Source organism: Rudaea sp. (assembly GCF_057139185.1).
The window spans coordinates 1-21,729 of record NZ_DBNHDN010000041.1; the positions used below are offsets into that span (position 1 = coordinate 1).

Sequence of the window (21,729 nt, forward strand, 5' to 3'; positions counted from 1 at the left end):
TGTTCAAGCAGCAAGATCCAGAGCAGCAGAATAAGATTCTGCAGAAGCAACAGCGAAAGCAAAAACCATCAACCAACCCGGGGGCCACTCTCAACTAATCCGTGGTCCGAGAAAACCCGGCAGGTCACGTAGCCGTTCGATTGCCGAAGGCATCATGGATAAGGCTGTGAGTTCCAACGCTTCACCGTCGAGGCGCATCTGTGTGGCACGCGCGCAAATAGCCGAAACGATCTCATAATCATCGAGCTTCGCCGCAAGTTCGGCAGTCGTTATTCCCGCGAGAGCAGCAGCCTCGTCAACTCTAATTTTTTCGAGTTCAAGTAGGGCGAGCGCATCAATAACGGCGACCTGATTCATGCGGTGCCTTCCCTGTATTTATGGACCGCGTTACGGACCGTGGTCGCTGCGAAAGCTAGAAAAGTTTGCCTCTCTTCATTTGCCCGTTCGGATGCGTTCTTAAGCCGTTCGGCCACATCTTCGATACCCAGAGAAATCGCGCGCAGTGCTTCTAAATCGGCGCGAGCGAGTCGCTTGCGCCCGCACGTGTCTGCGGCCAACCCTTCGGGTGGGGTTTGCTTGGTCGAGCTGGTTAGGGCTTCCCGTAGCGCGTCGAGAACCAACAATTCGAGTCGGCACGTAATCTGCGTGCCGAACGATGTAGTCTCCTCATTCGACTTCTGGAGGTTGCGCTGCGCGTTCGCCAAAGCCGCTGAGAAAAATCTCAAAAAGCGGGTACGCGATAGACCTAAGTCGATCGCTCGATGATCCGGCGGCTCTGGGCGTTCAAGTGCGCGACGAATTGGCCAAATCGACCGCCGCAGCGCATCGTGATCCGCCGAGTAAAGCGCCAGCCACAAGGCGACCTTCACGGACGAATCGCTCATGCGGTTCGCACCTCGCGGTGGTCACGCAGCCAAGCAACGAGTTCAACCTCGTCGATCAGAACGCGCCGGCCGATACGTACGACACATCGGTTAAAGCCATTGGCTTCACGGTTGAAGAGAAGCCAACGAAGGCTGCCTTCTGTGAACGCCGGAAATTTTTTTGCCACATCCAGCACGGTTAAGAAATGCGGATCGTTTTGCATGATCGCCTCGCGTTGTAAACGTTGGGCGATCATGCCGACGCACACGGGTCCCGCTATCTGGCAGCTAGCACGATGGCTAGTTAGCTAGCAGGCTGGGGATTTTCGCTCTTGGCATCTTTGTTCCATTTTGTGCACCAGCCAGTTATCACTGCGGAGCTAGTTAACTCTGGCCATCGCTGCATGCACTCGGTCGCGAATTGCTCGTTTGTACGGAGCCTTGGATGCCTGCCAGCATAGCGCTCAAGCCATAGCTCATGCGCTTTGGCTTTCGCGATTTGCTTGGGGTCACGCGCCAACTTCGCCTTGGCACCGAGTTTTGCAAGCTCCGTTTTGCTCTGCGAAACACGCTTCTCTACTTCTTCGTCATAGCCGTCCAAGTGAGCAGCGTATTTGTTCAGCAGTTCTTTTTGCAATTCGCGTGCGATCAGATGTCGAAGAATTTGTTCGATCGTCACACTGCGAAGCGTGGAAAAGTCAAGTTTGTATACAGCGCTTACTAAGTTTGGCATAACCTCCATTGCCGATTGAACGCTTACCTTCTCAAGCTCTCGGTTTGTATGCGCGACAAACTTTCTCGCTACTTCGTCTGCGTGTTTTCTTTCAGTTTCCCAATAGTCTTGGGGAAAACCAGGGATGCCGTATGTATGCGGTCCGATTCCCGATTCATCACGGTCAGAATTTTTTTTCATCATGTTGCACGCCTTCTCTGTACCCTTCAAAGAACGCCACGGCGGCAGGTAAGGGGACCCCGCGCTCGGCTGGCCAGCGAATTGCGATGGTCCGAGTCAGCCCCGAATGCATCTTGACGCGATCGCTGCGATAGGTGCTATTGCCCAAAGGCCGCTTTGTTCATGCGCTCCAATACGCCGCGCGTGTGCCCTTCGGTCAAATGCGTGTAGCGCCGTACCATTTGCAGGGTCTTGTGCCCGAGCACTTCTGCAATCTCGGCTAGCGTACCGCCGTTCATGGCGATGTAGCTTGCGGCCGTATGCCTCAGGTCATGAAAATGGAAATCAGCCACGCGGGCGCGGGCGCAGGCTTCGGTGAACATCTTGCCAATTTCCAACGGCTTGCCGGTGTCGCCGAAAAACACTAGGTCGGCGTCCAGCCGCCGAACCTTGCCTTGCTCGACCAGTAGATCACGCGCGAAGCCGACAACCGGGACGGTGCGACGTTCGCCGTTCTTCGTTTGATGAAACGTCATCAAACCGCGCTGCATGTCCACGTCAGGCCAACGCAGATTGAGTAATTCACCCTTGCGCGCGCCTGTGGCGAGTGCGCAGACGACGAGGGTATGCAGTGCCGCGCTATGGGCCTTGCACTCGCGTAGCAGCGCGGTGCGCTCGTCGTCGCTCAGGAATCGCACACGCCCGCGCGGTTCCGTCAGCTTGGGAATGTCGCGACACGGATTCTCGACCCTCATCGCGAAGGCGCGGCGTCCAATATTGAACACATGGCGAAGGGCGGCCATATACTTGTTAGCGGATGCAGGGGCAAGCTTGCGGCCACCTTTGCCCGAGCGCTCTAGCAATCGCCTGCGAGTAGCGACGATACGCCCCGCGTCGATATCGGCTAGTACGTGCGCTCCGAGTTCATCGCGCCAGAAGTTCAGCGCCATGCGCGTGTTGTGTTTCGTGCGAATGCCGGAGGAGGGCAGATATTCGGACAGATAGCGGTCGATCAGTTCGGCGAGCGTGATTCGCTTCGCGGCGACTGTCTGGAAATAGCGACCCTCGCGGATCGCGGTTTCAGTCTCGGCAGCCCATCGCTTGGCGTCGGTCAGACGATCGAAGGTAGCGCTAGCAGCGGGGTAGCCGCGAAGCCTCAGCTTGACTCGGTAGGACGCGCTTTCTGCGCCTTCGCGCTTTTCGATAACTGCCATTTTTCGTACCTCGCGGCCAAATATTGGGAATCACTGTCCCAAAAGTGTCCCAAGTACGCAATAGCCCAAGATGCGAAATTCGTTAAGTTATTGATTTATATGGCGGCCCCGACACGATTCGAACGTGCGACCTTCCCCTTAGGAGGGGGACGCTCTATCCAGCTGAGCTACGGGGCCCCGCTCCAATAGAATACCGTATCGCGCGCGACGCCACTCCTCTCTCCCCCAACAGCTTCATCGCTGGAGGAGAGGGCACGGGGTGAGGGGGCAATGCCGGTCAGGCCTCACTCAGCGCTGCGTTGTGGTAGACCTCCTGCACATCGTCGAGATCTTCAAGCTTGTCGAGCAGGTCGAGCAGGGTTTCTTCGGCTTCACCCGAAACGGCGACGCGGTTTTCCGGACGCCAGACGATATCGGCGCGCGTGGGTTCGAGCTTCGCTGTGAGCAGTGCTTTTTTCACCGCCTCGAAATTCTCCGGCGCGCACAGCACCGTGCTTTGGCCCTTCTCGGTCTGCACGTCATCGGCGCCTGCGTCGAGCGCGACTTCGAGGACTTTCTCCTCACCCGCGGCATCGGGCGTGGTGAACACGAGTTCACCAAGGCGCTTGAACTGGAATGCGACCGAGCCCGAGGTGCCGAGATTGCCGCCGTGCTTGGTCAGCGCGCTGCGCACGTCGGCGACGGTGCGCTGCTGGTTGTCGGTCATGCAGTCGATGATCAGGGCGACGCCAGCCGGGCCGTAGCCTTCGTAGCGCAGCTCATGCAGGTCGGCGGCGTCGGCGCCGCTCGCGCGCTTGAGCGCGCGCTCGATCGTGTCGTTCGGCATGCTCACGGCTTTCGCCTTGTCGATGCCGGCGCGCAGGCGTGCGTTGCTCGCGGGATCGGCGCCCAGGCGCGCGGCGATCGTGATCTCGCGGATCAGCTTGGTGAAGATCTTGCCGCGGCGCGCGTCTTCGGCGTTCTTGCGGCCTTCGATGCTGGGGCCTCTGCCCATGGGGATACCTGCAGATTGACGGGTGTGGGTATTTTATCAGCGCTGCCCGCGATTGCCTGCGTCCCGGGGCTCGGGGTAGACGAATGGCGGACAAAAGAAAGGCCGAGCTGGGCTCGGCCTTTCTTTCGAACAGGACGGAAATCAGGCGGCCTTGTCGCCCTTCTTCTCGTCTTCCATCAGCTTGTCGACGAGGTTCGCCGGCACCTCGGAGTAGCTGTCGAACTCCATGGTGAAGGTGCCGCGACCGCGCGTGGCCGAGCGCAGGAAGTTGATGTAGCCGAACATTTCGGCCAGCGGCACGTAGCCCTGGACGAATGCCTGCGGGCCCTTCTGGCCCTGATCGCTGACCGTGCCGCGACGGCGGTTGATGTCGCCAATCACGTCGCCAAGGAACTCGGCTTCGGTCACGACTTCGAGCTTCATCATCGGCTCGAGCAGCTTCGGCTTGGACATCTTGTGCGCTTCGCGGAAGGCGGCCTTGCCGGCGATTTCGAACGCGAGCGCGGACGAGTCGACGTCATGGAACTTGCCGTCGATCAGGCGCGCCTTGAAGTCGACGACCTCGTAGCCGGCGATCTGGCCCTTGCGCGATTCCGTCTTGACCGCGAATTCGACCGAGGGGATGAACTCGCGCGGAATGCGGCCGCCGACGATCTCGTCGACGAACACCACACCCGTACCGGGCTCGCCCGGCTCGAAGATCATCTTCACTTCGGCGAACTGGCCCGAACCGCCGGACTGCTTCTTGTGTGTGTAGGTGTGCTCCACCTTGTTGCCGAACTTCTCGCGGAAGCTGACCTTCGGACGGCCCATGTTGGCCTCGACGCCGAGCTCGGTGCGCATGCGGTCGATGGTGATCTCGAGGTGCAGCTCGCCCATGCCCTTGAGCACGGTCTGGCCGGTTTCCTTGTCGACTTCCAGGCGCAGGGACGGGTCGGCCTTGACCATCTTGTAGAGCGCCGTCGACATCTTGTCGACGTCGTTGCGGCTTTTCGGCTCGACCGAGACGCTGATGACCGGGTCGGGGAAGCGCATGCGCTCGAGCAACACGGGCTGGGCCGGATCGCACAGCGTGTCGCCGGTCTCGGTTTCCTTCATCGACACGAACGCGCAGATGTCGCCGGCACGCACTTCATCGATTTCCTTGGTCGCGTTCGCCTGCACTTCGACGATGCGGCCGATACGCTCTTTCTTGTCGCGCGTCGAGTTGAGCAGGGTGTCGCCCTTCTTGATCACGCCCGAGTAGACGCGGGTGAAGGTGAGCGTGCCGAACTGGTCGTTGATGACCTTGAACGCGAGTGCGCGCGCCGGCGCATCGTCACGCACCTCCTGCTCGCCGACGACGTTGCCGTCGACATCGACCATCGAAATGCCGCCGGTTTCGCCCGGGTATGGCATGTAGTCGATGACGCCATCGAGCAGGTGCTGCACGCCCTTGTTGCGGTAGGAGGAGCCACAGAAGATCGGCACGAGCTTGTTCGCCACGCAGCCCTTGCGGATGCATTCCTTGAGCTTTTCCAGCGACGGCGCTTCGCCGGTCGTCAGGTAGGCTTCCATCGCTTCGTCGTCCATTTCGACGGCGCTTTCGATGCTGGCTTCGCGCAGGGACGCCAAGTTCGCCACCCATTCCTTGTCGACGGCGTTGGTGAAGGCCTTCACTTTCGGATGGTTGGCGATCTCGTTCAGCGGGATCGTCTCCCACTGGCTGTCCTTGTCGTTACCGAGCCAGATGTAGCCGCAGTTGGCGATCAGGTCGGCGATGCCGATGAAGTCGTCGTGGCTGCCGAGCGGCACTTCGCAGATCACGGCATTTGCGCCGAGGCGCTTGCGGATGCCGTCGACGGCATTCTTGAAGTTCGCGCCGGTGCGGTCCATCTTGTTGATGTAGCACATGCGCGGCACGCGGTACTGGTCGGCGAGGCGCCAGTTGGTTTCGGTCTGCGGCTCCACGCCGGCAACGCCGTCGAACACGACGACCGCGCCGTCGAGTACGCGCAGCGAGCGGTTCACCTCGATCGTGAAGTCGACGTGTCCCGGGGTGTCGATGACGTTGACCTGGTAGCCCTTCCACTCGGCCGAGACCGCGGCGGACTGGATCGTGATGCCGCGCTTGCGCTCCTGCTCCATGTAGTCCGTCGTGGTCGAGCCCTTGCCGTCCTTCGTGTCGTGCACGTCGACGATCTGGTGCTTCTTGCCGGTGTAGTAGAGGATGCGCTCGGTCGTCGTCGTCTTGCCAGCGTCGATGTGCGCGATGATGCCGATGTTGCGATAGAGCTTGATGTCTTTGTTGCGGGCCATGGTGGTAACTCGAAGGTTGGAACTGGAAGATTGAAAGTACGGAGTGTTCGGAAATGCAACGGCCCGCGGCAACCGGGGAAGGAGGCCGAAGGCGGATGAAAGTCGTTTGACGTCGCGCGGCGAAAGATCCCGCGCGCGACGCATCGATCGCGGTTGTCGAATCGTACAACCCGCTGATTATACCGGATTTGGCAGAAATTTGTGCGGCGAAAGCGCGTCACTGCCCCCGGCTTTGGGTGCGATCGAGTGCCGGCGAAGCGATAGCCGATGCCGACTCCGGCCGAGGCGCCGATCGAGTCCGCGCTTCCCGGGCAAGTTCGCGGGCAAGCTCCATCGTTGGGTGCAGCCGGAATTTACCCGTGGTCGCGCGCGCCGGGCTCCTGGCGTCCGGCCCAGGTTACTTGGCCAGCGCGAACTCGAGATTGCGCTGCACGCGCGCGCGCTGGTCCGCCGGCAGGCGCGCGTCGGCGAGCAGTTCGCGGCACAGACGCAGGCTTTGCTTGCGTTCGCCGCACCAGTACAGCGCGACGGCGAATTCGTCGCGTGCACGCCAGTCGTAGACCGGGCGATCGATGAACAGCACGTCGTTCGGCAGCGGCATGTTCGCGGCGATGCGGGCGAAGTCTCGGGCCACTGCGAAGCGGCGGTTCAGGCGATTCCAGCGCGCGAATTCGCATGCCGCCTCGGCGCGCGTCGGACGGTAGTCGTACGCGTCTAGGTAGGCGAAGGCGATCTCGGCGGGCGCGGCACCGATGCGTTCCTTGAGTACGGCGATCTGCAGTTTGGAAAAGTATACTTCTTCGACCCAGCCGCCCATCGCGACACGTGCCTCGTAGGCGGCGATCGATTCGTTGAGATCGCCGGCATCGCGCAGGCTCTGCGCGAGATAGAACGTGTAGCGCGCGTTGTCCGGCTCGTCCTCGAGTGCCTTGCGCAACACCTCGGCGTCGCGCGTGAATTTCTCGCGCTGGGTCAGCTGGCTGCGCGCGCCGTCGGTATGCACGCGGATGCGCAGGCCTGGCAGGTATTGCGCCTGCGCTGCGTGCGCCGAGTTGAGCGCCTCGTGCAATACGCCACGCCAGACCCAGTCTAGATCGAGGCGCGGCAACGCGACGCGGCGATAGCGCGTATCGCCGTAGACGAGTTCGAGCATGTAGCCTGGCGCGTCGAGTTTCGGATACTTGAAGCCGGCATCGGCCTCGAGCACTTCGTCGGCATCGATGATCAGCGCGTAGTCGCCGTGCTTGCGCGCAAGCGCGAGCACTTCGTTGCGGTTGCTGGCGAAGTCGACCCAAGGCCGCTCGATGAGTTCGCCCGGCACGCCCTCCATCGCGCGGCGCACGAGGTCCTGAGTGCCGTCGCCGGACCCGGTGTCGGCGATCGCCCACGAGTGTACATAAGGGCGTACCGAAGCAAGGCAGCGCTCAATCACGGAGGCTTCGTTCTTGACGATCATCGAAAGGCAGACGCGCACGACAGCAATGTTCAACGGCTGATGAGGGGGAGGATGTTTCCATTCGGCATCGAACGATGTCAATCGTCGCCTATGCGCCTGCCGCAGATGCGGCAGGTGACGCTGCGATCCTCTCTGCCGCTCCGATTGCGCAGGGGGGTTCGAGTGCATCGCCAAGGTAATCGTGCTCGGCCCGCCCCGGGGCTGCGGCGCGAAGGGTGGACGTCCGTTGTCCGTGGATCTTCAGTGGAAATGGGCCGGGCCGACGAACAACGTCGAGGGGTCGCTGATGGCCTCGGTCAGTATCAGCCCATTCGAACCGTCGATGGCCGTGGTTGCTCCGGCTCTCGTCGTGCCGCCGTCGCCAACCGGCCAATCCCGGAAATAGCTCGGATCAGCGAATGGCTGACCGACTTGTGCCGTCAAGGAAATTCGGCATCCCCCCGCCCCCGGCACGGAGGTGGGCGTTGCCGACTTCGAAACGGCCGACCGTTCCGATGCATCGTCTTACCAGATTGCGCATATGTGAATTGCGTCACGTACGTAGACCAAGCCGGAGATGCGAAAGCGGGCGCGATCTGCCAAGTCGATCGATTGCATTCGATGCAACGGCGAACGACATCACGTTCACAATGGTCTTGGTTCCCTATGATCGGCGTGCTTCCGATTTTTTGACGTGACCTCGCCAGGTTTTCAGGGGGCTTGGCTGGTCACCGGGGAAATATAGCCATGACGTACCAGCCCTATCGTCCGCCAACATCGGACTCCGCATTCCATCAATCGGATCGCGAGTCCTGCCGCGTCGATTCCACACCGGCCTCCCATCGGCAGCAACATGCCGGAGGCGCCGGCGGACTGCATCAGGATCACGGCTCGGAACAGGATTGGTGGAGTCGTCTGAGCCGGACCCAGATCGACATGCTCCGTCCCCTGTCGGCGCAGCTGTTCGAAAAACTCGACGATACCCTTTTCGATCGTTCCGGCTCCTCGTTCCAGCAATTTTTCGAAGGCATGCGCATCTTGCGCAAAAATCGCGATGCGCTGCTCGAAGGCTGGTTCTACCGTATCGACGAAGCGTGGAACAGCTTGAAACCTCAGGCGCCGGGAGCATTCCGACCGCGTCTGGTTTCCGCCGACGGTGCGGCCGTCGAGCAAACGCCGGGCGGTGAGTTTGCACTGATCGACGAGGTCACGCTCGAGCGCAAGTTGGCCATCGACAGCGCGGTTGCGCGCGGCCTGTCCTCGTGTCGCATGGAACTGCCACCGTTGTGTCATCGCCTGGCACTTTTGCGCAAGGGCGCCGAAGTGAGATCGGAAGAAGTACCCGCTGCTCCCCATCTGCTCGTGCAGACCTTTGCGAAGTCGCTCGACGAGGTGCAGAACCTGCCGGTCGAGGTAGCGCTGATCGTGTTCAAGTTGTTTGATCGCGTGGTGATCAATGCGGTCGATACGGTTTGCAAGGAATTGAACCGGATTCTCGTGGCGGGCGGGATTGCGCCGCGCTGGACCTGGGCGCCGTCGTCGCCCCCGCGCTCGTCCGTCGCGCGTCCAACGCCGCGGACGGCATTGCCGGCAGCGGCAACCGAAACGTGGGATGACCAATCCTGGTTGGAAACCGTCCCCGGACTCGAGCAGGTTGTGCCGGCCACCGGTATGCCGGCGCCGTTTGCTGCTGCATCGGTTCCCGCATGCGCACGGCAGGAGTTTGCCGAAGTCGTCGAGCAGGAACGATTGACCGCCTCCGTTCGCGCCCTGCTTGAGCATCGGCGCGTGGCGCGGTATACGGCGTCGTTGGCGCAAGCCGCCGGACGGATGATTCCTGGCGTCGACGCGCAGGCAATGCCGGCGCACCGGAGCATGGCTGCGGAATGGGGTGCGGTTGCCTCCGCCCCGGCCTCGCGCCCGTTGGAGTTGGAAACCCTGATGGAAGTACTGGCATCCCTGCCGTCGCCTGCGCTGCCTTCATCCTGGCTGGGCGAGCCGGAAGAAGCGATTTGGGATCCAGGCCAGCTCAAGAACGAGCTAAGCCAATCGTTGCGCAGGCGCATGCACCCGCGCCAGGGTGTTGCGGATGCGCGTGGCAGCGTGCCGATGCACGTCGAAACCGCGGATGTCGACATGCCTGACATCGTGTTCGGCGAGCATGAGGACGTCATCGACATGGTTGCGATGATGTTCGGCTTCATCCAGCAGGACCAGGCGCTGCCGGCAGCAGTACAGGCCTTGCTTTCGCGTCTGCAATTGCCGTATCTGCGCCTGGCGTTCAGCGAGCCGCAGATGTTCTTCGATGCCGAGCATCCCGCGCGCGCTTTGATGGATCGTCTGGCCGAGGTCGGCAAGGGTTGTGCGCCAGACAGTCCGATGCTCGCCGAGAAAATGCTGAAAATGCATTCGCTGGTCGGACGCATCGTGGGCCAGCACGACGTCACGCGCGCGTTCGTCGAGCAGGAGTGGACGAAGTTTCGCGCCTGGTCCGATGCGCTGGAGCAGCGCACCGCCGAGCGCGAGCGCGATCAGGTATCGGCGTTGATTGAAGATGAGCTGCCGGCGCGGGAAGTCCAGGCAGCCGAGCCGGCAACGCCGGTCGACATTTTCACCACGCAATCCGGCGTCGCGTGCGCATCCGTTGCAGCGAACGAGCCCATGCCCGTGCAGGCGCCGATGGTGGAGGTGAACCTGCTCGCGTCGGCGCAGACGAAGCCGGAGTCGAACTCCTCGTCCACGCGCGAGCATCTCCACCAGGTCCGTCTCGACGTGACCGCACGCATGCGCGAACGGTTCGAAGACAAGGTGATGCCGGAAGGATTGCACCATGCGCTGTCGCTGCTCTGGGTCAATCATCAGGTGCGGATCCGGGAGGAGTTCGGCGAGCGGTCCTATGAGGCATCCTGGCTGGATCGACAGCTCGATGCGGTGGCGGCCCTGTTTACGGCGAAACCGGATGGCAGGACGCAGGAACAGTTTGCGCAGGACTGGCCCGGCATCGAGCGCGCCTGGAGCCGGGTGCTGGCCGAAGGTCCGGCGCCGGTCGAAGCGCGCACAAGCTGGATCGCAACGTTCCGACGTTGGGCCGAGACCCGGATTGGTATTACCGTCGCCGATCCTTCGTCAAGCTGGAACTGGCTGGAAGGCTTGACTGCTTCGGAACCTGCACCTTCGGACGAAACGCGTGGACCGACTTCCCCAGTCGCGGCATTGCACGCGGGGGCGGAGCAGGCCGACGAGTCCGCGGCAGGCACGGTTCCGGCATTGACCTCGACGCAGCCGCCCATTCCTGGCCCCAGACAGCCACTGCCCCAGTCGACTCCAGCGCGCTGGACGGTTGGTGACTGGATCGAGTTCAAGGATGGCGCTGCGACCGCAACCACCGCGCAATCGGAATCCACCAGCGCACCGAGCCGCGCCGGGCGTGGCAAGGTCTCCTGGATCGGTTCCTTCACCGGGCGTACCATTCTGGTAAGGACCGACGGTACCCTGTGGCGTGAAGAGGACAGGGCCGAGTTGGACGGCCTGATCGATAGCGGCCTCGCTTTCATCATTCCGCGCGAATCCCTGTTCAACCGCTCCATGCAATCGATGTTCGACAAGCTGCGCGAAGGCGTCGCCAGCATCGGAACCTGAACCCGATCTGCCAGGGCCCGGCTGCCCGGCTGCAGCTTTTCGCGAGCGCCGCCATCATCCGGCGGCATCGGTGCGGGAGGTCCGCTTCGCGCCGGAGTACAGCGACTCAGTCAGGCGTGCGCTCTAGCCGATGCGCAGCACGCTGTCCTGTTCGTACCAGTCGCCGAGAACGATGCGCTCGGCCTTGCGGCCATCCAGATCGAACGTGTGCGTGGCCGGTCGGTGCGTATGGCCGTGGATCAGTTTGTGCACGCCGTGGGCGCGCATCGCTGCGGCGACTGCGTCTTGGTTGACGTCCATGATCTCCGGTTTCGCCGCGGAAGTGTGCCTGCGGCTTTCGCTGCGCGCCTGCGCGGCGAAAGCGCGACGTTCGCCGAGCGGCTTGGCGAGAAACTGTTGCTGCCAGCGCGGATCGCATACGAGCGCGCGGAATTTCAGATACTCGACGTCGTCCGTGCATAGCGTGTCGCCGTGCGTCAGCAACACGCGCTCGCCATCGAGTTCGATCACGTCGGGATCGGCCAGCAGGGTCATGCCGGCGCGGGCCGCGTAGTCTTCGCCGAGCAGGAAATCGCGGTTGCCGTGCATGAAGTACACCGGCACGCCCGAATCACGCAGCGCGCGTGTGGCCGCGGCGACGCGTGCAGGCAGTTCAGTATCGTTGTCGTCGCCGATCCAGACTTCGAACAGATCGCCGAGTATGTAGAGCGCGTGCGCATCGCGCGCCTCGCCGGCGAGCAGGATGGTATACAAATCCACGATATGCGGACGTTGCGGGTCGAGATGCAGGTCGGAAATGAACAGGGTGGGCATCGGGGGTCCGCGGTGCGCGGTCTCGCGTGTCTGCACAAGGCCGCGCAACGAGTGCGGCTTACGGCAGCAGTTCGACCTTGTCGATCGTCACCGGTGTCGTCGGCACGTCGCTTGAAAACGGACCCGCGGCGCCGGTCGGGATCGCGGCGATCTTGTCGACGACCTCGCTACCCTTGATCACCTTGCCGAACACCGCGTAGCCCCAGGTGGCCGGACTCGTGTCGCTGGTGTAGTCCAGACGCTTGTTGTCGACGAGGTTGATGAAGAACTGCGCGCGTGCCGAGTGCGGGTCGGGCGTGCGCGCCATCGATACGGTGTACTTGAGGTTGGACAGGCCGTTGTTTGCCTCATTGCGGATCGGCGCGCGCGTCTTCTTTTCCTGCAGGTCCTTGGCGTAGCCGCCACCCTGGATCATGAAGCCGGGGATCACGCGGTGGAACACCGTGCCGTTGTAGAAGCCCTCTTTCGCGTACTGGACGAAATTCTCGACCGACTTCGGCGCCTTCTCCGCATTGAGCTCGATCGTGATGTCGCCCTGGCTGGTGTGCAACACGGCCTCGCCGGCAGTTGCGGCCGTCGGCGCGGGCGCGGCGGATTTGTTCGCCGGAACGGCGACGGCGGGTTTCGCCACGGCGGGCTTGGTCGCAGGCTGTGCGGCCGGCTTGGCCGGCGCCTGGGCGAGCGCGAGCGGAGCGACGGCAAGGAAGGCGAGGCCGAGCAGGAAAGAACGGGTCATTGCGGGAAACTCCGGATGCGAAAGGCCGTCATGATAGCCGGACGCGGAGGGCGCGCACAGTCGCGCGCGACGGCGGTTCAGGCGGGGATCTTCTCGCTGGTCCTGACCTGCAGCTTGATGTCGAGGTGCTTGAGATAATCGCGCTCCTGGTCGAGGTCGGTGCGCGTCAGCGGATGCGCGTCGAGCCAGGACTCGGGCAGGCGCAGTTGCAGGGTTCTGTCGTCGAGTTTGAGCGCCAGCGGCGGCAGTGGCTCGGGCTTGCGCGCACGCTGCAGCAGCACGGCGAGGCGCAGTAGCGCCGTGACGCGCGCGGTCGAGCGGCGCAGGCGCTCGGGGGCGATGTCGATGATGCTCTGGTCGGGCTTGCGGCGGTGGCAGCGCAGGATGATCGCGAGCACGATCTGCTCGTGGCGGGCGAAGCCGGCGAGATCGGAGTTCTCCACGATGTAGGCGCCGTGGATGTGGTGCTGGCTGTGCGCGATCGCCAGGCCGATCTCGTGGATCTGTGCCGCCCAGACCAACCAGTCGCGCTCGTCTCGGCCGAGCTGCCAGTCGACTGCGATCGAGTCGAACAGCGCCAGTGCGGTTGCCTCTACGCGCGAGTTGTGGGCGCGGTCGACGCCGTAGCGCTGGGCGAGCGCGGCGATGCTCGCGATGCGCGGATCGCGGTGCTCGGCGCGGCCGACCATGTCGTAGAGCAGGCCTTCGCGCATCGCCGTTTCGCAGACGCGCATCTGGCGGATGTCGAGCGCGTCGAACGCGGCCTCGAGGATGGCTACGCCGCCGGCGAACACGCCGACGCGATCCTCGGCCAGGCCGGGCAGGCGGATTTTGTCGATGCTGCCGGCGGCGAGCAATGCGTCACGGATCTTTTCCACAGCGACGCGCGAGATTCCGGTCTCGCTCCAACCGCAGGCCTGGGCGACGTTGCCGATCGCCTTCGCCGTGCCGCTCGATCCGATCGTTTCGCTCCAGCCGTGCGCGCGATAGTCGGCGGCGAACTGCTGCAACTCGACCGAAATTTCGCTCTGCGCGCGCTGCCAGCGCTTCGCGCTGAGCTTGCCGTCGTCGAAGAAGCGCATCGTGCTCGCGACGCAACCCATCTGCAGGCTTTCCTTCTCCAGCGCCTCGAAGCGTTGGCCGATGATGAACTCGGTGCTGCCGCCGCCGATGTCGATGACAAGGCGGCGTTCGGCCGATTCGGGAATGCCGTGGGCGACGCCGAGATAGATCAGGCGCGCTTCCTCGCGACCCGAGACGACTTCGATCGCATGGCCGAGCGCTTCTTCCGCGGGCCCGAGGAACATGCCTGGCACGGCGAGGCGGCGCACGGTGTTGGTCGCCACCGCGCGCACGCGCTCGCGCGGCAAACCCGACAAGCGCTGGCCGAAACGCGCGAGACAGGCGAGCGCGCGATCGCGGCGCGCGTCATCGAGGCTGCCGTCGCTACGCAGGCCGGCGGCCATGCGCACGCTGTCGCGCAGGCGATCGATCACGCGCAACTCGCCGTGCTCGTACCGCGCAACGACGAGATGGAAGCTGTTCGAGCCCAAGTCGACGGCGGCGAGCAGTTCGCCGTTGCTGATTTTCTGAGTGCGGCTGTTGCTCACGTCTGTTTCGCCACCAAGCATCCCGTGCAAAAGATCGCAAATCGTAGCGGGCTCGCGCAAGCGAAATATGACAGCGCCGGTCGGTTTGCGCGTATCATGCTCGGCGTCTGCACCAAGTCGTGCCGAAAGCCGCGCCGCATTCCTTATGGATTCCCCTACGCCGATCCCGCATCGCGGCTTGCTTGCGGGCCTGCTCGCCGCTCTGGCGATGCTCGGGCCGTTCTGCATCGATGCCATCTTCCCGGCATTCCCGGCGATCGCGCGGCGTTTCGATGCGGGCGCGGTCGCGATGCAGCAGACGATCAGCGTGTATCTGTTCGCCTACGCGGCGCTGTCGTTGTTCGTCGGCGCGATGTCGGACGCGTGGGGGCGGCGTGCGATCATCCTCGTGGGGCTTGTCGTGTTCTTCGCCGGCACGGTCGGCTGCGCACTGGCGCCGTCGATGCAGGCGTTGCTCATGTTCCGTGCGCTGCAGGGCATGAGTGCGGGCATCGGCATGATCGTCGGCCGCGCGATCGTGCGCGACTGCTTCGAAGGCCCGCACGCGCAGAAGCTCATGGCACAGATCAGCCTGATCTTCGGTCTCGCGCCGGCGCTCGCGCCGGTCGTCGGCGCCTGGCTCGTTGCCTGGGATGGCCGCCCGTTTGCCGCACCTCCGGCCGGCCTGGTCGGCTGGCATGCGCTGTTCTGGGCGCTGGCCCTGTTCACGCTCGCGTTGATCGGCCTGTGTCTCGCGGTGCTGCCGGAGACGCATGCGCGCGACCGTCGCGTCGCCTTCCTGCCGGGCACGCTGTTCGCGAACTATCGCGGCATCATCACCGACCACCAGTTCGTCGCGCTCGCGCTCGCGCTGACGTTCAACTCGGCCGGATTCTTCGTCTATATCGCCAACGCGCCGACGTTCGTGCTCGGCATTCTCAAGCTCGACCAGAACCATTTCCCGTGGCTGTTCGTGCCCGCGATCAGCGGTTTGATGCTCGGTGCGTTGCTGACCAGCCGCCTCGCCGGTCGCGTGCCGGTGCGCACGCTCGTCGGCGCCGGTTACGTCGTCATGCTGGGCGCCTCGCTGCTCAACCTCGTGGCCGCGTTCGCCGTGCAGCCCGCGCGCGTGCCATGGACGGTGCTGCCGATCGCGATCGGCGCGATCGGCGTCAATCTCGTCGCGCCCGCTCTGAACCTGCTCGTGCTCGACCGCTTCCCGGCGTACCGTGGCGGCGCTTCGTCGGTGCAGGCGTTCCTCATGCTCACGTTCAGCGCGCTGCTCGCCGGGGTACTTGGTCCACTGCTCGCGCGTTCCGCGCCCAGTCTCGCGATCACATCGAGCGCGTTCTATCTGATCGGCTTGATCGGCTGGCGCTGGTATCGGCACATCGCCAGGCGCATCCCGGAAAAAATCGACGGTGACGCCGCAGTGATTGCGGTCGCAGGAGCTAACGCGGATTGAATGACATGGTTCACACCAGACGCGGATTGAGCGTGTAGCTACCGCTCAAGCCGGCTTGCGCGAGCACGTGTCCTCGCAGCGCCGCGCGCACGCTCGTGCCGGTCGGCTCGCCGGTGACGTCCAGCTTCGCGACGTCGAGCGCGTAGACGGTGAACATGTAGCGATGGACGATGGAATCATTCCACGGCGGGCAGGGACCGTCGTAACCGTAGTACGTGCCGCCCATGTCCGCGTCGCCCGCGAACCAGCCGGTGTAGTCGTTGATGCCGTGATGCCATCCGTTCGCCGCCGCAGGTCCGTTCTTGCCGCGCGCGGTCACGCCGTCGCTGTGGCTGCCTGCGGCGATCTCGTGCTCTGCAGCAGGGATGTCCCACAGCAGCCAGTGGAAAAAGTCCACGCGTGGCAGAGACGCTGGCACTTCGCGGCCTTCCTGGTTGACGTCGTCGCCGCGGCTCGGTACGTCGGGGTCGTGGCAGATCACGGCAAATGACTTCGTGTCGGCCGGCGCGCCGCTCCAGGCGAGATGCGGATTGTGGTTCGTGCCCAGCGCGACGCGGGCCTTCGGATCGATCACGCCGAAGGCGAATTCGTCGGGGATGCGTGCGCCATCGTTGAAGCTTTTGCTCGTGAGTTTCATCGGCTGGCCTTGATCGAAGAAGGAAGGGGGAGTGTTGCCTGCGTCGGCCGCGCAAGCAACCCGCGCTCGACCAGCCACGCGCGCGCATCTTCGGCGTCGCGCTCGAACCAGGCGCGCGTGGAGCCGAGGCGGAATGTGTAGCCCCAGGCGTCCATGTCGTCCATGAGGCGCTCGCGGCCGACGCCGGGCAGTTCGTCCGCGAGCAGGATTTGCAGGTAGCAGGTCGCGTCTTCCTCGGCCTGCGAGTCGGAGGCATCGGTATGGATCGCCGCGCGGCGTTCGGGTGGCAGGACGATCAAATGGCTGGCCTCGTGCAGCAACGAGTGCACAGGCGTGTCGACTCGCGCGTAGACCCGTACTCCGATCACGCCGGCTTCGGGTTCGCCCCAGTAGCTGCCGGGAATCGGCGCACCGTCGGCGATGCGCTCGAGCGCAAGGCCGTGGCGCGCGAGCAGCGCTGCGGCGGCGTTCCAATTGATGTCGACCAACCTCAACACGTTTCAGCAGGCAAAGACATTTTTCAGCCACGGATTGCGCGGATGAGCAGGATCAAGAAACGCACAAAATGCTCTTGCTCCAACCGTGGTCATCCGTGCAATCCGCGGCAAAAGCTTCTGCCTTTCAGGCGCGGCCGGCGATGGGCGAAGCCTTGTCCGGCAGGGCGATCGAGAGTTCGAGCACGTCCTGATCGCCGTCCTTGTGCGTTTTCACGTCGATCGCGTTGGCATCGACGTTGACGAACTTGCGGATCACTTCGAGCAACTCACGGCGCAGCAGCGGCAGATAGTCGGGCACACCGCGACCGCTGCGGTCGCGCTCTTCCTGGATCAGAATCGTCAAGCGGTTCTTGGCCACCGAAGCGGTGTTCTGCGGACCTTTGCGCAGGAAATCGAAGATGCCCATGGCTAGCCTCCGAACACGCGCGAGAAGAAGCCCTTCTTCGGCGCTTCGGTGAAGCGCAGCGCGCGCTCGTCGCCGAGCAGGCGGGCGACGGCATCGTCGTAGGCCTGGCCGGCGTTCGAGGCCTCGTCGAGGATCACCGGCACGCCGGAGTTCGACGCGGCGAGCACGCCTTCGGATTCGGGGATCACGCCGACGACCTTGATGCCGAGGATTTCCTCGACGTCGGCTATGCTCATCATGTCGCCGGCGGCGACGCGCGCAGGGTTGTAGCGCGTCAGCAGCAGGTGCTCCTGCACCTTGCCGTTGCCTTGTTCGGCGCGGCGCGTCTTCGAGGAAAGCAGGCCGAGGATGCGATCGGAGTCGCGCACCGAGGAGACTTCCGGGTTGACCACGACGATCGCGCGGTCGGCGAAGTACATGGCGAGGAAGGCGCCTTTCTCGATGCCGGCCGGCGAGTCGCAGACGACGTAGTCGAATTCGTCGGCGGCGAGCTCGTCGAGCACGCGTTGCACGCCCTCCTGGGTGAGCGCGTCCTTGTCGCGTGTCTGCGAAGCGGCGAGCACGTACAGGGTTTCGTGGCGTTTGTCCTTTATCAACGCCTGCTTGAGCGTGCATTCGTTGTGGATGACGTTGACGAAGTCGTAGACCACGCGACGCTCGCAACCCATGATCAGGTCGAGATTGCGCAGGCCGACGTCGAAGTCGATCACCGCGACCTTCTTGCCGCGCCTGGCCAGGCCGACTGCGATCGATGCGCTCGTCGTCGTCTTGCCGACGCCGCCCTTGCCGGATGTCACCACGATGTTTTCGGTCAACGTACCATCTCCATTTGTATACAACGCCATAACACGGATTTGTCTTTTTCCCGTCGTTCCGGGCTGTGCCGGAATGACGGCCTAGAAGCGCGCCGCAGTCACTGCGCCAGCGCTTCGATCAGCAACTTCTCTCCATCGAGCCAGGCCTGCACGGGCTTGCCGCGCAGTTCGGCGGGCAGGTCCTCGAACACGCGGTAGCGGCCGGCAATCGAGATCAGTTCGGCCTGGAAGTCCATGCAATAGATGCGTGCCGTCGCATCGCCCTGGGCGCCGGCCAGCGCACGACCGGACAGGCGGCCGTAGATGTGGATCGAACCATCGGCGATCACCTCGGCGCCGTTGCCGACCATGGCGTTGACGACCAAGTCACGCCCGCGCGCGTAGACCTGCTGGCCGGAGCGCACGGCCTTGGCGTGGCGCAGATTGGAGGCGCCTGCGGTCGGCACCGCCGCGGGCGCGGGCGGCGGCTCGACGGCGGCGATCGCTGGCGGCCGGCTCGGGGCGGGCATCGTGGCGGCAGTATTCTGCCGCTCGTACACCGCGCGGAACTTCGCCAGCAGAGGAAGTCCGAGCTCCTTCGCGAGCAGTTCGTTCTCGCTGGTGCTGTAGGACAGACCGACCGGCAACATGCCGCCGGCGCGGATTGCATCGAGCAACGCTCGTGCCTGCGTCGGGGTCGGCAATTGCGGCAGGCGGCTGAGATCGAGGATGACCGGGGCGCGTGCGAACAGCTGTGGCGCGGCAGCGACCTTCTGTTCGATCTCGGCGCGCACGGCGGCGGGATCGTTGAGGTCGAGACGCAGGTTGGCGATGCCGACCTGGCCGAATTTCAACTCGAGAATCGGCTCGGCGGCCGCTATCGTCGCTCGCATCGAAGGGGGACTCGTTCCGTGAAGGCTCAGGCGATGCGCGCTTGCGGCGCGGGAATACCGTGTGTTCGGCCTGCGAGCCAGGCCTGGTTCGGCAGGCCGCCGGCTTCGAGATATTCCTGGCGCACGAACTCGAAGCTGCACAATTCCTTGGCGAGCAGCGAAACGTGCCGCGACACGCTGGCCATGTTGCGCTGCCCGACTTCGCGGAAGCCGTAGGTGCCATGGAACAGCACGGCCACGTCATCGCGCGGTTCGAGGAAGACCTCGCAGGCGAGCAGCGGCACGCGCACTTCGGCGAAGCTGGTCACGTCGGCGTAGAAGATGCGGCCGAGGCCGAGGCCGCGGTACGGGCGCGCGATGACGATGCGGTCGATGTAGAGGAACTGTGGATAGCGCTCGCGGAACCAGCGGAAGTTGTCGCTGGCGTAGGCGGCGTTTTCGCGCAAGCCGATGAGGAAGCCGGCCAGGTGGTCCTCGGCTTCGGCTACGCGGAAATAGGCCGCTTCGTCGTGGAATTTGCGCACGCCGGCCGCGTCCAGCGGCAAGATCGTGGAACCTGCGGCGTTGTTGAGCGCGAGGATCGAATCCAGCTCATGCTCGCGAACGTCGCGAATGGTGATGCTCATGCGGACGTGCTCCGTGGACAAGGCGCGCTTCGATGGCGCGCTGAATGGCACGTATTATTGCATGCGTCGCCGGCTTGGGCCATGACGCGGCGCGGGCTTTTTCGTTAAAGGGCCGTGAGAGGCGGGCGGTGGGCGGCGCAGAGCACAGTGAGTGTCGGCGCAAGCCGTGCTTTGCGCGCGCCGTTCTCCGCATGCTCCCCCGGTTCACTTACTGACTTCCGGCATGGTGCGGCCACGCCGCCGCGTTCTATGATGCACGCATGAAGGTGCAGCATTTCAACCATGTCCGCCTGCTCCGTTATGCGGGGCTCGTCACTTACGTGAGCGTGGGCATCCCGATCCTGCTCGTCGGCAACGGCCCGATCGTGGTCGGCAACCGTGTCGGCTGGATCACCGCCTATGCCGTGTTCGGCGTGGCCTATTGGCTGGCGACCGGGAATATGGGTGCACGCCGTTCCTGGTTGTCGCGCCTGCCCATGCTGTTGTTGCTCTACGCGATGGCAATGGCTGTGGGTTATTTCGGCTCGCCCTCGCTGGCGTCGATGCTGCTCATGGTGATCGCGGTCATCCTGCCTTGGTTGTTGCCCGTCGAGCTCGGCGTGGCCTGGCTCGTGCTGCAGAATTTTTCGATGGCGCCGCTGTACGTGCACCTGATCGACCCGGAGTACAAATTTTCCTGGTTTGAAGCGTTTCTGCAGTGCGCGATGTATGTGGGTTTTTCCTGCGTCGCCTTCGTCAGTTCGCTCGTCGCCAAGCAGCAGGCCGATTCGCGCGAGGAATTGCGCCGCCTCAACTCCGAACTGCGCGCAACGCGCACGCTGCTGACCGAATCGAGCCGCATGAGCGAGCGCATGCGCATCTCGCGTGAGCTGCACGACCTGGTCGGCCATCACCTGACCGCACTGAGCCTCAACCTCGAAGTCGCCAGCCACCTTGTCCACGGCACTGCGCAGGAGCATGTGCGTCAGGCGCAGACCGTCGCCAAGCTGCTCCTCGCGGACGTGCGCGAAGTCGTCAGCCAGCTGCGCGAAGGCGACACGATCGATCTTTCGGCCGCGCTGAAGACGCTGGTCGACGGCGTGCCGGGTCTGACCATCCATCTCGACCTGCCGCCACGTTTCGCGGTCGACGATCCGCTGCGCGCGCAAGTGCTGCTGCGCTGCGCACAGGAAATCATAACCAACACCGTCAAGCACGCGGGCGCGAACAACCTGTGGTTGCGCTGCGAGCGTACGGAAAAAAATGAACTGGCGATCCATGCGCGCGACGATGGCCGCGGCGCGGCCGGATTCAAGCAGGGCAACGGTCTGACCGGTATGCGCGAGCGCCTCGCCCAGGTCGGCGGGCGCCTGAACATCGACACCCATCTCGATCGCGGCTTTGCCCTGGACGCCTGGCTGCCGCTGGAGGCCGCACGATGACAACGACGAAACCGGTATCGGACAAGATCGGTGTATGCCTGGTCGACGACCAGACCTTGGTGCGCCAGGGCATACGCTCGCTGCTCGAATTGTCCGACGACATAGCGGTGATCGCCGAAGCCGGCGACGGCAACCAAGCCGTCGTGACGATACCGCAGGCCAAGCCCGACGTCGTCCTGCTCGACATGCGCATGCCGGGCATGTCGGGGCTCGACGTACTCAACGCACTCGCGGCGAAAAACGAACTTCCGCCGACGATCATCCTGACCACGTTCGACGACGACCAGCTCGTGCTCGCCGGGCTCAAGGCTGGAGCACGCGGCTACCTGCTCAAGGATGTCTCGCTGGAACAACTCGTCGATGCGGTGAAGACCGTGGCAGGTGGGGGCTCACTGGTCGCGCCGGTGGTCACCCAGCGGCTGCTCTCGGGTCTGGAGCGCATGCAGAACGATTTCGTCAGCCTCGAACGCCCGGATCCGCTGACCGACCGCGAGACCGAGATCCTGCGCCTGATGGC

General features: G+C 63.8%; 22 protein-coding genes and 1 tRNA gene. 4 read left to right on the top strand and 19 right to left on the bottom strand.

Going from position 1 to position 21,729, the window contains the following annotated elements; all coding sequences use genetic code 11:
• Window positions 1–90: 90 nt before the first annotated feature.
• The 10 genes from AC16HO_RS13950 to AC16HO_RS13995 form a co-directional block, all read right to left on the bottom strand.
• Window positions 91–357 carry a hypothetical protein gene (locus tag AC16HO_RS13950; protein WP_395643435.1) on the bottom strand — a complete coding sequence of 89 codons (267 nt, stop codon included), beginning with the start codon at window positions 355–357 and terminating at the stop codon, window positions 91–93.
• Window positions 354–884 (bottom strand): hypothetical protein, encoded by a 531-nt coding sequence (locus tag AC16HO_RS13955; RefSeq protein WP_395643436.1) that lies wholly within the window; start codon window positions 882–884, stop codon window positions 354–356. The genes AC16HO_RS13950 and AC16HO_RS13955 overlap by 4 nt, the downstream gene beginning before the upstream one ends.
• Window positions 881–1,120 carry a hypothetical protein gene (locus AC16HO_RS13960; RefSeq protein ID WP_395643437.1) on the bottom strand — a complete coding sequence of 80 codons (240 nt, stop codon included), beginning with the start codon at window positions 1,118–1,120 and terminating at the stop codon, window positions 881–883. Before AC16HO_RS13960 ends, AC16HO_RS13955 begins: the two co-directional genes overlap by 4 nt.
• A 47-nt stretch (window positions 1,121–1,167) precedes the next feature.
• Window positions 1,168–1,779 (bottom strand): hypothetical protein, encoded by a 612-nt coding sequence (locus tag AC16HO_RS13965; protein ID WP_395643438.1) that lies wholly within the window; start codon window positions 1,777–1,779, stop codon window positions 1,168–1,170.
• A 134-nt stretch (window positions 1,780–1,913) separates the two neighbouring features.
• On the bottom strand, window positions 1,914–2,969 hold the full coding sequence (locus tag AC16HO_RS13970) for a tyrosine-type recombinase/integrase (protein WP_395643439.1): 1,056 nt from the start codon (window positions 2,967–2,969) through the stop codon (window positions 1,914–1,916).
• 100 nt (window positions 2,970–3,069) lie between these two features.
• Window positions 3,070–3,146, bottom strand: a tRNA-Arg gene (locus AC16HO_RS13975).
• Window positions 3,147–3,246: 100 nt separating this feature from the next.
• Complete coding sequence (locus AC16HO_RS13980; protein WP_395643440.1) at window positions 3,247–3,963, bottom strand: YebC/PmpR family DNA-binding transcriptional regulator; 717 nt, start codon at window positions 3,961–3,963, stop codon at window positions 3,247–3,249.
• 141 nt (window positions 3,964–4,104) lie between these two features.
• A complete protein-coding gene (gene fusA, locus AC16HO_RS13985; RefSeq protein ID WP_395643441.1) occupies window positions 4,105–6,261 on the bottom strand; it encodes an elongation factor G in 2,157 nt (718 codons plus the stop codon).
• Between the two features lie 397 nt (window positions 6,262–6,658).
• The gene (locus tag AC16HO_RS13990) at window positions 6,659–7,750 is read right to left on the bottom strand and encodes a glycosyltransferase (protein WP_395643442.1); all 1,092 of its coding nucleotides are present in this window, start codon (window positions 7,748–7,750) and stop codon (window positions 6,659–6,661) included.
• 207 nt (window positions 7,751–7,957) lie between these two features.
• Entirely contained in the window at window positions 7,958–8,140 is a 183-nt protein-coding gene (locus tag AC16HO_RS13995) for a hypothetical protein (RefSeq protein WP_395643443.1), read from the bottom strand.
• A gap of 303 nt (window positions 8,141–8,443) precedes the next feature.
• Here AC16HO_RS13995 and AC16HO_RS14000 point away from each other — a divergent pair, with 303 nt between their 5' ends.
• Window positions 8,444–11,335, top strand: a complete 2,892-nt coding sequence (locus tag AC16HO_RS14000) for a DUF1631 family protein (protein WP_395643444.1) — start codon at window positions 8,444–8,446, stop codon at window positions 11,333–11,335.
• A gap of 123 nt (window positions 11,336–11,458) precedes the next feature.
• Here the strand turns inward: AC16HO_RS14000 and AC16HO_RS14005 are convergent, their stop codons facing one another.
• The 3 genes from AC16HO_RS14005 to ppx form a co-directional block, all read right to left on the bottom strand.
• Window positions 11,459–12,148: a UDP-2,3-diacylglucosamine diphosphatase gene (locus AC16HO_RS14005; protein ID WP_395643445.1), complete on the bottom strand. Its 690-nt coding sequence runs from the start codon at window positions 12,146–12,148 to the stop codon at window positions 11,459–11,461.
• A 58-nt stretch (window positions 12,149–12,206) separates the two neighbouring features.
• On the bottom strand, window positions 12,207–12,884 hold the full coding sequence (locus AC16HO_RS14010; RefSeq protein WP_395643446.1) for a peptidylprolyl isomerase: 678 nt from the start codon (window positions 12,882–12,884) through the stop codon (window positions 12,207–12,209).
• A 77-nt stretch (window positions 12,885–12,961) separates the two neighbouring features.
• Window positions 12,962–14,494 (bottom strand): exopolyphosphatase, encoded by a 1,533-nt coding sequence (gene ppx, locus AC16HO_RS14015; RefSeq protein WP_395643447.1) that lies wholly within the window; start codon window positions 14,492–14,494, stop codon window positions 12,962–12,964.
• Between the two features lie 145 nt (window positions 14,495–14,639).
• Here ppx and AC16HO_RS14020 point away from each other — a divergent pair, with 145 nt between their 5' ends.
• Window positions 14,640–15,938: a multidrug effflux MFS transporter gene (locus AC16HO_RS14020; protein ID WP_395643448.1), complete on the top strand. Its 1,299-nt coding sequence runs from the start codon at window positions 14,640–14,642 to the stop codon at window positions 15,936–15,938.
• Between the two features lie 10 nt (window positions 15,939–15,948).
• Here AC16HO_RS14020 and AC16HO_RS14025 read toward each other — a convergent pair whose 3' ends face one another.
• The 6 genes from AC16HO_RS14025 to AC16HO_RS14050 form a co-directional block, all read right to left on the bottom strand.
• On the bottom strand, window positions 15,949–16,575 hold the full coding sequence (locus AC16HO_RS14025; protein ID WP_395643449.1) for a YbhB/YbcL family Raf kinase inhibitor-like protein: 627 nt from the start codon (window positions 16,573–16,575) through the stop codon (window positions 15,949–15,951).
• On the bottom strand, window positions 16,572–17,072 hold the full coding sequence (locus tag AC16HO_RS14030) for a hypothetical protein (RefSeq protein ID WP_395643450.1): 501 nt from the start codon (window positions 17,070–17,072) through the stop codon (window positions 16,572–16,574). The genes AC16HO_RS14025 and AC16HO_RS14030 overlap by 4 nt, the downstream gene beginning before the upstream one ends.
• 124 nt (window positions 17,073–17,196) lie before the next feature.
• Entirely contained in the window at window positions 17,197–17,478 is a 282-nt protein-coding gene (gene minE, locus AC16HO_RS14035; protein ID WP_395643451.1) for a cell division topological specificity factor MinE, read from the bottom strand.
• A gap of 2 nt (window positions 17,479–17,480) precedes the next feature.
• The gene (gene minD, locus AC16HO_RS14040; protein WP_395643452.1) at window positions 17,481–18,293 is read right to left on the bottom strand and encodes a septum site-determining protein MinD; all 813 of its coding nucleotides are present in this window, start codon (window positions 18,291–18,293) and stop codon (window positions 17,481–17,483) included.
• A 98-nt stretch (window positions 18,294–18,391) separates the two neighbouring features.
• Entirely contained in the window at window positions 18,392–19,165 is a 774-nt protein-coding gene (gene minC, locus AC16HO_RS14045) for a septum site-determining protein MinC (RefSeq protein ID WP_395643453.1), read from the bottom strand.
• A gap of 26 nt (window positions 19,166–19,191) precedes the next feature.
• A complete protein-coding gene (locus tag AC16HO_RS14050) occupies window positions 19,192–19,791 on the bottom strand; it encodes a GNAT family N-acetyltransferase (protein WP_395643454.1) in 600 nt (199 codons plus the stop codon).
• A gap of 260 nt (window positions 19,792–20,051) precedes the next feature.
• Between AC16HO_RS14050 and AC16HO_RS14055 the strand changes: the two genes are divergently transcribed.
• Window positions 20,052–21,212 (top strand): sensor histidine kinase, encoded by a 1,161-nt coding sequence (locus AC16HO_RS14055; RefSeq protein ID WP_395643455.1) that lies wholly within the window; start codon window positions 20,052–20,054, stop codon window positions 21,210–21,212.
• Window positions 21,209–21,729 (top strand): response regulator (locus AC16HO_RS14060; protein WP_484335558.1); only part of this gene is annotated, 521 nt, incomplete at its 3' end. The genes AC16HO_RS14055 and AC16HO_RS14060, both read left to right, overlap by 4 nt.